General features: G+C 59.0%; 10 protein-coding genes and 1 pseudogene. 7 read left to right on the top strand and 4 right to left on the bottom strand.

What is annotated here, in order from left to right:
• Positions 1 to 88: 88 nt before the first annotated feature.
• Both AC4LFW_RS08240 and AC4LFW_RS08235 read right to left on the bottom strand, forming a co-directional pair.
• A complete protein-coding gene (locus AC4LFW_RS08240; protein ID WP_491818600.1) occupies positions 89 to 358 on the bottom strand; it encodes a hypothetical protein in 270 nt (89 codons plus the stop codon).
• A 375-nt stretch (positions 359 to 733) separates the two neighbouring features.
• Entirely contained in the window at positions 734 to 2,368 is a 1,635-nt protein-coding gene (locus tag AC4LFW_RS08235) for a methyl-accepting chemotaxis protein (protein WP_491818599.1), read from the bottom strand.
• Positions 2,369 to 2,633: 265 nt separating this feature from the next.
• Here AC4LFW_RS08235 and AC4LFW_RS08230 point away from each other — a divergent pair, with 265 nt between their 5' ends.
• Positions 2,634 to 3,464, top strand: a complete 831-nt coding sequence (locus AC4LFW_RS08230) for an undecaprenyl-diphosphate phosphatase (RefSeq protein ID WP_491818598.1) — start codon at positions 2,634 to 2,636, stop codon at positions 3,462 to 3,464.
• Between the two features lie 134 nt (positions 3,465 to 3,598).
• Here AC4LFW_RS08230 and AC4LFW_RS08225 read toward each other — a convergent pair whose 3' ends face one another.
• Positions 3,599 to 5,185 carry an ABC-F family ATPase gene (locus tag AC4LFW_RS08225; RefSeq protein ID WP_491818597.1) on the bottom strand — a complete coding sequence of 529 codons (1,587 nt, stop codon included), beginning with the start codon at positions 5,183 to 5,185 and terminating at the stop codon, positions 3,599 to 3,601.
• A 292-nt stretch (positions 5,186 to 5,477) separates the two neighbouring features.
• Here AC4LFW_RS08225 and AC4LFW_RS08220 point away from each other — a divergent pair, with 292 nt between their 5' ends.
• The 3 genes and pseudogenes from AC4LFW_RS08220 to zapE all read left to right on the top strand — a co-directional run bounded on the left by AC4LFW_RS08220 (position 5,478) and on the right by zapE (position 9,566).
• A complete protein-coding gene (locus tag AC4LFW_RS08220; RefSeq protein WP_491820172.1) occupies positions 5,478 to 7,559 on the top strand; it encodes a TonB-dependent siderophore receptor in 2,082 nt (693 codons plus the stop codon).
• A gap of 25 nt (positions 7,560 to 7,584) precedes the next feature.
• Entirely contained in the window at positions 7,585 to 8,310 is a 726-nt protein-coding gene (locus AC4LFW_RS08215; RefSeq protein ID WP_491818596.1) for a DUF4198 domain-containing protein, read from the top strand.
• A gap of 123 nt (positions 8,311 to 8,433) precedes the next feature.
• Positions 8,434 to 9,566: pseudogene (zapE, locus tag AC4LFW_RS08210) on the top strand (cell division protein ZapE).
• Between the two features lie 3 nt (positions 9,567 to 9,569).
• Here zapE and AC4LFW_RS08205 read toward each other — a convergent pair.
• Positions 9,570 to 9,848: a peptidylprolyl isomerase gene (locus AC4LFW_RS08205; RefSeq protein ID WP_491818595.1), complete on the bottom strand. Its 279-nt coding sequence runs from the start codon at positions 9,846 to 9,848 to the stop codon at positions 9,570 to 9,572.
• A gap of 243 nt (positions 9,849 to 10,091) precedes the next feature.
• On the opposite strand from AC4LFW_RS08205, the gene AC4LFW_RS08200 reads away from it, so the two are divergent.
• The 3 genes from AC4LFW_RS08200 to AC4LFW_RS08190 are packed head-to-tail and all read left to right on the top strand — an operon-like array spanning position 10,092 to position 13,598.
• Positions 10,092 to 11,204, top strand: a complete 1,113-nt coding sequence (locus AC4LFW_RS08200; protein WP_491820170.1) for a gluconokinase, GntK/IdnK-type — start codon at positions 10,092 to 10,094, stop codon at positions 11,202 to 11,204.
• A gap of 44 nt (positions 11,205 to 11,248) precedes the next feature.
• The gene (locus AC4LFW_RS08195; protein WP_491818594.1) at positions 11,249 to 12,526 is read left to right on the top strand and encodes a TRAP transporter large permease; all 1,278 of its coding nucleotides are present in this window, start codon (positions 11,249 to 11,251) and stop codon (positions 12,524 to 12,526) included.
• 55 nt (positions 12,527 to 12,581) lie between these two features.
• The gene (locus AC4LFW_RS08190) at positions 12,582 to 13,598 is read left to right on the top strand and encodes a TRAP transporter substrate-binding protein (protein WP_491818593.1); all 1,017 of its coding nucleotides are present in this window, start codon (positions 12,582 to 12,584) and stop codon (positions 13,596 to 13,598) included.
• Positions 13,599 to 13,638 lie beyond the last annotated feature (40 nt).

Here is a 13,638-nt window from a genome sequence, read left to right as displayed (position 1 = left end):
CGAGACGCGAGCCCATGTTGGCGATGATCTGTCGAACGCTATCCGTATCCCTGCAAAGTTGTGCAATGCAGGCGAACGAACCGCATCTTCAGGCAGGCATCTGCCACGGAGCCAGCAGCATGCCCTGACGACTCAGGTCCGCACGAGCCTGCTGGAGTGTCTCGCCAAGTTTGACCGGGTCAGAATAAACGCTGCTGGACAGCTTGCAATGCCCTACAGGGCGGGACTCGCTGCCATCCACGACCGTGATGCTGAGTTCACCATTTCCTTCCATGAGCGTCCAGGCAACGCACTGGAAGGGCTTGAACGCGCGGTCGGTGATCAGAAGGGCGTCGTTGAAGCGAAGGGGGCTGGTCATGGGGCGTGTCTCTCTGTGTGGTACCCAAAATACGGAATTGGCCTGCCGTTCTGGTCGCTGGCGTTGGCCTTACATTCCATTGATGTACACAGGGGACTGATAAGTCACATCCAGAGTTCGTAACTGCGTAAGAAATTTGCAATTAGCCGAAGGTATAAGCCGGCTAGGGTGCACCAAACGATGGGTTGTATGGCCGCCGAGGCCCATTCCAGGGCTGGTAACGCAATAAAAGACATGGTGCGACAGTTATGCCGCTTAACTTCGGCACAGCTGGCCGCGACGAAAAGCCGCAGGTTCCGGGTGCAAAACGGCCCGCCCTCTTAAGAGGGCGGGCCGTCCGGGATCTCCTGGAAGAAGCGATGCCAATCGCGCGATCTACACCTTGAATTGGCGCAACAGACGGTTCAGCTGTTCAGCCAATTCGCCAAGCTCGCTGCCGGCAGCGCTTGATTGCTCAGCAGCCAGTGTGCTTTCCAAAGCCAGCGCAGCAGCTTGGGTAACGTTCTGATTGATATCCTCCACTACGTGAGTCTGCTGCAGCGTCGCACTGGCGATCGAGGCGTTAAGTCCCGACAGGTTACGCAGAGCCTGGGCGATCTGAGCGAGGCTTTCACCGGCTTGGCTGGCCTGTTCGACCGTCGCCTGAGAAGCTCGATTGCTTTCCATGATGACAGTCACCGCCGCGCCGGAATTTTTCTGCAGACGCTCGATCATCGTATGTATCTCGGCAGTCGAAGTCTGGGTGCGCTGAGCCAGTAGCCGAACTTCATCGGCCACAACCGCAAATCCGCGTCCCTGCTCGCCGGCCCGGGCTGCTTCGATGGCTGCGTTAAGCGCCAGAAGATTGGTTTGATCGGCAATCGAGCCGATCACTTCGAGTACCGATCCGATCTTGGTGGTTTCATCGGCTAGCGACTGGATGACGCCAACAGCCTCGCCAATGGTGCTGGAGAGCTGGTCTATCTGTCGCAGACTGGCTTCGATATTGTGCTGCCCGAGACCCGCCTGTTTTTCTGCATCGCCCACCTCGGTGGAGGCATGTTCAGCATTTTTTGCAACTTCCTGCACCGCATAGGTCACTTGATTGACGGCTGTGGCGACAAGTTCCATCTGCTGAGATTGTTGCTGGCTCTGGGTATGGGCCTGACCAGCGAGCCCGCCAAGTGCATCGGAGGATCGTTCCAATGAGCCGGCTGTCTCGAGTAGTTGGCCAATGACTGTGCGTAGCTTTTGGGTAAATGTGTTGAAGTCGCGACCCAGCGTGGTCAGTTCGTCATTCCCAGACACGTCCAAGGTGCGAGTGAGATCAGCTTCACCGCTGGCAATATTCGCCATCGCCTGCATTGAGCGGCGCAGAGGTCGAGTAATGCTACGGATGAGCACGGCTACCATTGCAGCCATCAAAGCCGCTATCGAGAGCCCTATAAGGGAAAAGTGCACCAGGTACCTCTGGAACTCTGCTTCGACGTCATCCACGTAGATTCCCGATCCGATTATCCATCCCCAGGGTTTGAACAGCTCGACATAGGAAATTTTCGGTACCGGGTTCTTTTCGCCCGGCTTTGCCCACTGGTAGTCCACCAGACCCGCGCCTTTGAGCTTCGCTACCTTGACCATTTCGTTGAATAGCGCTTTGCCGTTCGGGTCCTTGGTGTTGGATAGGTCCTGACCTTCAAGTTCCGGCTTCATCGGATGCATTATCATCACCGGCTGCATGTCGTTGATCCAGAAATAGTCATTCTGCCCATAGCGAATCAGGCGGACCTGGTCCATCGCAGCCTTTTGCGCCTCGGCAGTGCTCATACTGCCGTTTGCCTCCAATTGCTGGTAATAAGTGAGTACGCCGCGCGCCGTCTCGACAATGTTCTGGGTCATGACCTGTTTCCCCTTGTACAGGTCGCTGCGGACTTGTTGAATCATCAACAAGCCAAGCATGAACAGCATGGCGACGGCAACAAGCGGAATCAGCCATAGGCGTTTGCTTATCGGGAAATTTCTTAACATATTCATGGGCTCGCTGGCTCCTTTCAAGACCTTGTTGACAGGTGGAGCGCGGCGATCCGGTCTACCCATGGCTACAGATGTGGCCGCGGTCGATTGTCGCAGCCTGTTGGGTAGGGTTTCGGCTGTAGCGCAGAAATGTTGAGGGTACTCATCTCAAAGCAGTGAATTTAGTCACCACAAACAGGTCAGATCAGCGCTCAGATGGCTATCTGATATTTACCTTTCTTTGCATGATTCAGGCGCGGTGACTTGCACCGTTATCGGAGAATAGATGGATCTTTGGATTGCCTTTCAGGCATTGCTTCTTGGAGTAGTTGAAGGCGTTACCGAGTTTTTGCCGATATCGAGCACAGGTCATCAGATCATCGTTGCGGACCTGATAGGTTTCGGCGGCGAACGCGCGTTGGCGTTCAACATCATCATTCAGCTTGGCGCCATCCTGGCTGTGGTGTGGGAGTACCGGTTGAAAATCGTCGACGTAGTGGCAGGTTTGCCAAAGCAGAGGCAAGCGCAGAAGTTCACGGTAAATCTGCTGGTCGCGTTTTTTCCGGCCGTGCTGCTGGGAGTTACCTTCGCCGATTTGATTCACCACTATCTGTTCAATCCAATCACTGTGGCTACGGCTTTGGTTATCGGCGGGGTAGTGATGCTGTGGGCGGAAAAGCGCCAGCATGAAGTGCAAGCCGAAACCGTCGATGACATGCGCTGGACTCACGCCCTGAAGGTCGGCTTCGCTCAATGCCTGGCGCTGATTCCAGGCACATCACGTTCCGGGGCAACTATCATCGGCGGGCTGTTGTTTGGCCTTTCACGCAAGGCGGCAACAGAGTTTTCCTTTTTCTTGGCCATGCCCACCATGGTTGGCGCTGCGGTCTACTCAGGCTACAAATACCGCGAGCTGTTTCAGCCGGGTGATTTCCCGGTATTTGCCATCGGCTTTGTCACTTCGTTCGTGTTTGCAATGCTGGCAGCCAGGGCGCTGCTGAAGTTCATCGGCAACCACAGCTACGCGGCATTTGCCTGGTACCGCATCATCTTCGGCATCCTCATCCTGGCAACCTGGCAGTTCAGTCTGATTGACTGGAGTACGGCGGCCGGCTAGAAATCCGGGGTTCATCCAGATGGCTGCGATAAGCTGTTAGCCAGGTGTCTAATCCGGGCTCGCCTGGCGTTTATGCAAATAGCTTGGGCGAAAAAAAGCCCCGCATAGTGCGGGGCTATAGTGGATTGCCGCGGTCAGATCACACCAAGGCTGCGCAGATAGTCATCGTAGGTGCCGCTGAAGTCGGTTACGCCCGTGTCTGACAATTCCACGATACGTGTTGCCAGGGAGCCCACGAATTCCCGGTCATGGCTGACGAAGATCAGCGTGCCAGGATAGTTCTCCAGCGCCAGGTTGAGAGCCTCGATCGACTCCATGTCCAGGTGGTTCGTCGGCTCGTCCATCACCAGCACGTTGGGCTTTTTCAGGATGAGCTTGCCGAACAGCATGCGGCCCTGCTCACCACCGGAAATCACCCGTACAGACTTGAGTATCTCATCGTTAGAAAACAGCATGCGGCCCAGGGTGCCACGCACCACCTGCTCGCCGCCCTGGGTCCATTGGCTCATCCAGTCGAACAGCGTGACGTCGTCTTCGAAATCATCCGCATGGTCCTGCGCGTAATAGCCAAGGTCGGCGCTTTCGGTCCATTTCACCGAGCCTGCATCCGGCTGCAATTCTCCGACCAGAGTGCGCAAAAGTGTGGTCTTGCCGATTCCGTTCGGCCCGATGATGGCGACCCGCTCGCCGGCTTCGACGGTAAAGCTAAAGTTCTTGAACAAGGTCTTGCCATCGAAACCCTTGGCCATGTTCTCGACGGTTACGGCCTGGCGATGCAACTTCTTGGTCTGCTCGAAGCGAATGAACGGGCTGACGCGGCTTGATGGTTTGACCTCGGCGAGCTGGATCTTGTCGATCTGCTTGGCGCGGGAGGTAGCCTGCTTGGCTTTCGACGCGTTGGCCGAGAAGCGGCTGACAAAGGTCTGCAGTTCGGCAATCTGCGCCTTCTTCTTGGCGTTATCGGCCAGCAGTTGTTCGCGGGACTGAGTCGCCGCGGTCATGTACTCATCGTAATTGCCAGGGAACAGCCGCAGCTCGCCGTAATCGAGGTCAGCCATGTGGGTGCATACGCTGTTCAGGAAGTGCCGATCGTGAGAGATGATGATCATGGTGCTGTTACGCGCCGTGAGGATGTTTTCCAGCCAGCGAATGGTGTTGATATCCAGGTGGTTGGTCGGCTCATCCAGCAACAGGACTTCCGGATCGGAGAACAGCGCCTGGGCCAGGAGCACGCGCAGCTTCCAGCCTGGGGCCACTTCGCTCATCGGACCGAAGTGCTGTGCCAGCGGAATGCCCAGGCCCAGCAACAGCTCGCCGGCACGGGATTCGGCGGTGTAACCGTCCATCTCTGCGAATTCGGTTTCCAGCTCGGCGACGGCCATGCCGTCTTCCTCGCTCATTTCCGGCAGCGAGTAGATGCGCTCGCGCTCGGCCTTGACCTTCCATAGCTCCTCGTGACCCATGATCACCGTGTCGATGACATTGAAGTCTTCGTAGGCGAACTGATCCTGGCGCAGTTTGCCCAGGCGCACGTTGGGCTCGAGCATGACCTGGCCGGCCGACGGCTCCAGATCTCCACCGAGAATTTTCATGAAGGTCGACTTGCCGCAGCCGTTCGCGCCGATCAGGCCGTAGCGATTGCCGTTGCCGAATTTGACGGAAACGTTCTCGAACAGCGGCTTGGCGCCAAACTGCATGGTTATGTTAGCGGTAGAGATCAAAGCGTTTTCCTGGGAGTTCGAAGCGGATCGTCTGCCGATCCAGGCGCGACCAGGCCCGGCTGTGCTGCCGGTACAAGAGGCGGTTGCATAAAAAGGGCATGCATTGTAGTGCGGTTGAGGCTGATTCAACAGCGCCTTGGATCGCCATAGCTTCCTGTTCGTAGGTCGACTGCCATGGATCACGCCAGGCAGCAACCTTGACAGCCTGGAAATGCTTCTATCAAATGTTACGGTATAACGTTTGATTGGAAGCATCATGACTAGCAGCAAGGTGTCAGCAGGCTTTATCGGAATGGCAGCAGTAAGCGCGATGATGACGCTGCCGGTATTGGCGCAAGAAGCGGAGACGACGGTACTGGAAGAGGTGGTGGTCACGGCTGATCGCCAGGAAGGTGGGGCCAAGGGCTACCGCGCCCGACGGTCGTCCAGTGCGACCAAAACCGACAGTCCGCTGGAGGAAGTGCCGCAGGCGGTAAGCGTTATTCCTGCCACCGTCCTGGAGGACCTGAACAGCCCCCGTATCGAAAAGGCCCTGGATTATGCCGGCGGCGTAGCGCGTCAGAACGACTTCGGCGGCCTGACCATGTACCAATACAGCATCCGCGGACTGACCACCTCGGAGTTCTACAAGGACGGCTTCAGCGTCAACCGCGGCTACATGAATCCGCAGGATCCTTCCAGCGTCGAGCGTATCGACGTACTCAAAGGGCCGGCGTCCAGCCTATATGGCCGAGGTGATCCAGGCGGGACCATCAACATCGTCAGCAAGCGTCCGCTGAGCGACCGGTTCGCACGGTTGGACCTGAGCGCCGGCCGCTGGGACCGGTACCGCAGTAGCCTGGACGTCAACACGCCCATGGATGACGAAGGCACTCTGCTCTACCGCATGAATCTCGCGGTGGAGGACAACAAGAGCTTCCGCGATTACCGCAACAGCGAGCGTCAGTTCTTTGCGCCGGCGTTCAGCTGGGAACTGACGCCGCAGACGCGCCTGCTGGTGCAGGCCGAAGTCATCCGCAGCAGCCAGATATTCGACCGCGGTGTGGTTGCGCCGGACGACCACCTTGGCAGCGTCTCGCGCTCCGACTTTTTCGGAGAACCCCGCGACGGTGAGATCGACAATAACAACGAGAGCCTGCAAGCCGAGATCGAGCATGACCTCAATGCCAGCTGGACGGTCCGGCTGGCCAGTCACTACAAGCAAGGACGCCTGAGCGGTGGCGCCACCGAGGCCAGTATCCTTGCTGCAGATGCGCGCACTCTCAACCGCGACTATCGCTATCGCGATTTCGACTGGCAGGACAGCATCACCCAGCTGGAACTGCGCGGTCTGGTCTACACGGGCGACGTCGAGCACAACCTGCTGATCGGTACCGAATACGAGCGTTATGCCAAGGATGAGCGCCTGATGCGTTCCTCGGCGATCTCACGGATCGACATCTATGAGCCGGTTTACGGGCAACCGCGCCCCTCATTCAATCCCGCGCGCAGCACCGATCGCCACGAGCTGGTCCATTCCCGCTCGCTAAACCTGCAGGACCAGATGCGCTTCAGCGAAAAGCTTTTTGGCGTCGTCGGTGCGCGCTACGACCACTACGAGCATCGGCTGGATAACGAAGTTACCGGCTCGCGCGCCGAGCAGACGCATGAAAAGGTCACGCCGCGGATTGGCGCGCTCTACCAGCTCACGCCAGAAGTCGGTGTATTCGCCAACGCCTCGCGGTCGTTCAAACCCAACACTGGCGCGCCACGCCCAGGCACCGGAACTTCGTTCGATCCGGAGGAGGGCACCGGTTACGAAACGGGAGTGAAGTTCGATCTCTTCGATAGCCGTCTGGGCATGACCATCGCGGCGTTCCACTTGACCAAGGAAAACGTGCTCACGGCCGATCCGGCTGACTCCACCTATCAGATCGCCGCGGGAGAAGTGCGCAGTCGCGGTATCGATCTGCAACTAACCGGCCAGCTGACCGACGAGGTTCGGCTGATCGGCGCCTACGCCTATGTCGATGCCGAAGTGACCGAGGACAACACCCTCGCGCGTGGCAGCCGCTTGCTCAACGTGCCTGAGCACAGCGGCAGCCTGTTGGGAGTGTACGAGTTCCTAAACGGCGGCCTGCGAGGCCTCGAGCTCGGTGGTGGCGTCAATTACGTCGGCGATCGCTCAGGCAATGTCTCGGATAGCGGTTTCGAACTGCCGGGCTACACCACCGTGGATCTACTGGCGCGCTACAAGGCCAGCGAGAACCTGACTCTCGGCCTGAACCTCAACAACCTCTTCGACCGCACCTACTACGAGCGCTCCTACAGCAACGTTTGGGTGATGCCAGGCGATCCTCGGAATCTCAGCCTTAACCTGTCGTTGTATCTCTGAATATTCATCCACATAAGGAAAAACCATGAACAAGCGACACGCCAAATTCACCGCTGCAATGGTGGCAGTGCTGATAACGGGCCAGGCCATGGCTCACGGCATGTGGACCGAAGAGCGCCGCGGCAATATCGAAGTGATCTATGGCCACGGCGCTGAAGACGATGCTTACGATGCCAGCAAGATCACCGGCGCCTGGGCAACCGATCGCCATGGTGGACGAATTCCGGTAACGGTCGAACGGCTGAACGATCATGCACGTCTGAAGCCGTTGGAGACACCAGCCATTGTCAGCGTGGCTTTGGACAACGGTTACTGGACGCAAGCGCCGGACAAGACCTGGGTCAACGTTGGCGAAACCCAGGTAGCCGGTGCGCTGGATTCCGGGCGTTACTACAAGTACAGCCTTGCTGTGCTGGAGGAGGGCGCCACGCTGCCGGCACTGGACAAGCTCAAGCTGGTCATCGTCCCTCAGGTCGATCCGCTGACCCTGGGGGTCGGTGATTCGCTGCCTGTGCAGGTGCTGGTCGACGGGAAACCTGCCGCGGACATCGAACTGATCGGCGACTACATTAACGATCCGGACAAGGTGGTGGCGACCACCGACGCTCAGGGTAAGGCTGTAGTACCGGTGCGCAACCGCGAATTCAACGTAATCGGTGCATCGACCAGTGTTCCCAGTAAGGACCCGGACGCACGCGTGCGCGGCATGTTCACCTCCCTGAGCTTCCGCAAGGCCGAACATCACCATTGAGGATCGCGCCGCTCCGACCAGAGCGGCTCTACCTGTAACAGATACACCAGTCGCCGCCTCGCGTTTTCGCCTGATTGGGCCCTGCGCTACCATTGGGATCTTTTCTTTCCGGCAGTTGATCACATGCCCCACGCCACTACGCTTGAGCGTTACCACGAGGTGATGTCGAGCGACGGGTTCGTCAGCGACGCGGCGCAGCTGGCTGCTGTTGAGCGATTGAATGACTGTCAGCAGGCGCTGCAGCAGCCTGAAACCAGCGGCGTCACGCAAGGCGTCTACCTGTGGGGCCCGGTCGGGCGTGGCAAGACCTGGCTGATGGACATCTTCTATCGCAGCCTGGTGGTGCCTGCGAGGCGCCAGCATTTCCACCACTTCATGCGCTGGGTGCACATGCGCTTGTTTCAGCTCAACGGCACCGCCGACCCGCTGAAAGCGTTGGCGCGCGAGCTGAGTGAATCGGTGCGGGTGCTGTGCTTTGACGAGCTGTTCGTTGGCGACATCGGCGATGCGATCATACTGGGGCGGTTGTTTCAGGAGATGTTCGAACAGGGCGTGGTGATTGTCGCTACCTCGAATCAGCCGCCTGATCAGTTGTATGCCGATGGATTCAATCGCGAACGCTTTCTGCCGGCCATAGGCGCCATCGAGCAGCACATGCAGATCATCAAGGTATCAAGGTCGATGGGGGCGCAGATCATCGCCAGCGTCCCGGTATGGCGGAGCAACGTTATTGGATCAGTGATCCGGGGCACGAGGGAGCGCTGCGCTCGGTGTTCGACAGGTGGGCGGTTGGGGCGACTACGGTTGAGCCCGTGCCCTTGGGCCGTCGCCTGCTAAAGGTCGTCCGGCGCAGCGAGTCGGTCATCTGGTGCCGCTTCGCCGATCTTTGCGGCCAGCCTTTCTCGGCACTCGACTTCATCGAGCTGTGTGATGGCTATCTGGCAATCCTGCTCGGTGAAGTGCCGAAACTGGGCGGTGAACTGCGGGAGGGGCGCATTGCCCGAGGTACCGAAGATGGCGTGTCGCGGGTGGCTGCAGGGGATCGAGTACTGCCAACGCTTGCAGCCCAGGATGACAGTGTCCGGCGTTTCATTGCGCTGGTGGATGAGTGCTATGACCGTCGGGTGCCGCTGTATCTGGAGGCGCGGGTGCCCTTGGATGAGCTATACGCCGAGGGCTATCTGTCCTTTGCTTATCGCCGAACCCTGAGCCGCTTGCGCGAGATGCAATTGCAGCGCTTCGGCAAAGGCGACTGACGCCTAGTCACGGTAGAACACCTGCACCAGGTGATAGCCGAACTGGCTTTTGACCGGGCCGTGTACCTCGCGCAGCGGCTTCTTGAATATCACCTGATCAATGCTGCGCACCATCTGCCCTGGACGGACCTCGCCCAGGTCGCCGCCTTTCTTGCCTGATGGGCAGGTTGAAAACTTCTTCGCCAGCACATCGAAGGCTTCACCATTGGCGATGCGCTTTTTCAGCTGCGCGGCTTCGGCTTCGGTCTTGACCAGGATGTGGCGGGCCATGGCTTTTGGCATTGTCTATCTCCTCGGGTGCGGCGCGATTGTAGTCAGGCAGCCCGTAAACCGAAGCGGGAAAATCAGGAGATTTGACCGTCCTGCCGCAAGACGGTCCGACGAACGGTAGTTATGATGCTTGGATGTTAGCGCTACCATCGTGCCCAACAAACATAATGCAGCACATTTGATGCTGCCGGAGACCAAGCAGTGGATTCCCTATCCCACAGCGATTTTTCAGCTAGCTGCCGAGCATTGGTGATTATGGGCGTCAGTGGTTCGGGCAAGACCGAAACCAGCCATGCCGTTGCCGATGCACTGGGCTTTCGCCATATCGAAGCCGACCATTTCCACCCTGAGGAAAACGTCGCACGCATGCGTGCCGGTACGCCGTTGTCCGATGCCGATCGTGTCGAGTGGCTGCAGAAACTGGTCGTCGAGATGCAGCACGCCATCGCTGACGATGTTGGCTTTGTCCTTGCCTGCTCAGCCCTCAAGTCCCGATATCGCGACCTGCTGCGTAGTGCGGTGCCGGGTTTGCGCTTCGCCCATCTGTCCATCGATTACGACACGGCCGTTCAGCGCGTCGGCGGCCGCGCCGGACATTTCATGCCGATTTCACTGGTGGATAGCCAGTTCGCGACCCTTGAATCGCCGGAAGGTGAGCCGGGCGTACTCGTTGTGGATGCAAGCCAGCCACGCGAAGTGGTCCTCGTCGAGATAACGGATTGGATGAACCAGAACGGCAACCTGGCCATCAACGCCAGGGAGAACCTTTCCGCGGCTCCGCTTGATAGCGCTAACAAATCCGGCCAGCCAGGCGATCAGCATGTCGAACCAAAGGGTGCCGAGCTGACCACTCCGCCAATCTACGGCGGCAAACTTGCGCTTGGCTTCGACCGGATCACGGACTGGCTGATGGCTGCATTGCTGGCATTCATGGTCGTCGTGGTGTTCAGCAGCGTGGTGCTGCGTTACGCCTTTGGCACCGGCTGGACCGGCGCCGAAGAGCTGTCGCGGTTGGCCTTCGTCTGGCTGGTATTCGTCGGTGTGGCGTCCAGCATGCGCCGCGGCGAACTGATGGCCTTCAGCATGATTCGCGACCGATTCCCTCGTCTGGCTCGCCGTATTGTCGATTCGGTCAGCTGGATCATGGTGGCGGTGGCCAGCGGCCTGGCTGCGCTGGGCGGGTGGAACCAGATGGGGTTCGGCTGGACCATCAGCAGCCCCGTGGTGGGCTACCCGCTGGCTGTCGCGATGCTTCCAGTCATGGCCAGCATGGTTGCACTGACCGTCCTGGCCTTGATTCAGCTGGTCAATGTCTGGCGTCGTCAGTCGCGCTCGAACGTCGCCGAAGCCAATGTAACGGCCGATTGATTTTCCGATAACAACAAGGGCACCAGCCCGCCCGAGGACCGTACATGACTGTCGTCGTCTTTTTATCGTCGTTGTTTGGCTTCATGGCGTTCGGCATGCCGATCGCCTTCGCGCTGATCCTCACCGGCGCGGTGCTGATGTGGTATCTGGACTTCTGGGATGTCCAGCTACTGGCGCAGAATCTCCAGGCCGGTGCCGACAGCTTTCCGTTGTTGGCAGTGCCGTTCTTCATCCTGGCCGGCGAACTGATGAATGCTGGGGGCATTTCCCGCCGGATCATCAACATGGCGCAGGCCTATTTCGGCCATAAGCGCGGTGGCCTCGGTTACGTGGCAATCGCCGCGTCGGTCCTGCTGGCGAGCATGTCCGGCTCGGCGCTGGCCGATACCGCGGCTCTGGCAACCCTGCTGCTGCCGATGATGCGTGAGCGCGGCTACCCGTTGAGCTCATCCTCGGGACTGGTAGCTGCCGGCGGCATCATCGCGCCGATCATCCCGCCGTCGATGCCATTCGTTATCTACGGCGTCGTAACCAACACCTCGATCAGTCAGCTGTTCCTGGCTGGTATGGTTCCAGGGCTGATCATGGGGGCCGGCCTGGTCGTGGCCTGGACGCTGATTGCGCGCAAGATCGAAGAACCGCCACAGGCGAAGGCAACCGGAGCTGAGCGGCGCAAGGCGCTGGTAGATGGAGCGGCTGCTCTGATGCTGCCGGTAATCATCGTCGGCGGCTTGCGTTTCGGCCTCTTTACGCCGACCGAGGCGGCGGTCGTGGCAGCGGTCTATGCCTTGGCCGTGTCGACGCTGCTCTATCGTGAACTGAGCTGGGCCGGCGTGATCGAGGTACTGACCCGTGCCAGCCGCACGACGGCTTCGGTGATGTTCCTCTGTGCCGCAGCGATTGTCTCTGCCTACATGATCACCCTGGCCCAGCTGCCGGACGAAATCGCCTCGATGCTCGGCCCGCTGGCAGAAGATCCCAAGTTGCTCATGGTCGCCATCATGGTGCTGATGATCGCCATCGGCATGGTGCTCGACCTGACCCCGACGATCCTGATTCTCGGGCCAGTGCTTGCACCGATTGCCGTCAAGGCTGGCATCGATCCCGTGTATTTCGGCGTAATGTTCGTCCTGATCGGCTCCATCGGACTCATCACCCCGCCTGTCGGCACAGTACTGAACGTCGTCGGTGGGATAGGGCGGCTGCGCATGGAAACCCTGGTGCGCGGCGTGACCCCATTCTTTGCCATCTACCTGGCCATCGTCATCTTGCTGATCGCGGTGCCGTCGATCATCACCGTGCCGCTGCAATGGCTACGGTGACGGGAGCGCGACCAGCAATTCACCCACTCATCCACAACAAGAAAGGTACGACAGCATGAAACGTTTTCTTATAGCCGCACTGACTGCCACGACGCTTGGCAGCGCCATCTCGGCAGTCACTGTCCAGGCAGCCGACGATATCCGTCCACGGATGATCCGCTTCGGTTACGGACTCAATGAAGACAGCAATCAGGGCCGTGCAGCCAAAGTACTCGCCGAGGAGATTGCCAAGGCATCGGACAACAAGCTCAAGGTCCGTACGTTCGGCTCCGCCAGCCTGGGTTCTGATGATCAGATGCAGAACGCCTTGATGGGTGGCGCCCAGGAAATGATGGTGGGCTCGACAGCAACCCTGGTGGGCATCGCCGAGGAAATGGCGGTCTGGGATACGCCTTTCCTGTTCGAGAGTGAAAAGCAGGCGGACTACGTACTGGACGGTCCGGTCGGTCAGAAGGTCATGGACGCGCTGGAAGAGAAAGGCCTGGTGGGTCTGGTGTACTGGGAAAACGGCTTCCGTAACCTGACCAACAATGTGCGTCCGGTCGAGAAGATGGAAGATTTCAACGGCATCAAGCTGCGCGTGATGCCAAACCCGGTATTCATCGACACCTTCAAGCAGATGGGCGCCAACGCCGTCCCGCTGCCGTTCTCCGAGCTGTTCACGGCACTGGAAACCAAGGCGGTCGACGGTCAGGAAAACCCCTACAACACCATCCTCTCCTCGAAATTCTATGAGGTGCAGAAGTACCTGAGCGTGACCAACCACGTCTACAGCCCCTGGATCGTCACGGCGTCCAAGCGCTGGTGGGATGGCCTGTCCGAGACCGAGCAGAAGATCATCATGGATGCGGCCAAGAAGTCGCGTGACTCGGAGCGTCAGGACACCCGTGCCGAAGCTCAGGAGGCGCTGGCCAAGATCAAGGAACAGGGCATGCAGGTCAACAAGGTCAGCCCGGAAGAAATCCAGCGTATGCGTGAGCAGGCCAAGCCGGCAATCCAGACCGTCGTCGATACCGTCGGTGAGCCGCTGTTCAACGAGGTCCAGGCAGAGATCGCCAAGGCACCGAAGTAGGCTGGTGCGCCCCTTCGGGGGCGCCGTCCCGTTAGTAGCT

This window comes from Stutzerimonas sp. C6.4V (assembly GCF_058536345.1).
Note: the sequence above shows the minus strand (reverse complement) of the source record. Positions and strands in the feature narration are given on the sequence as shown.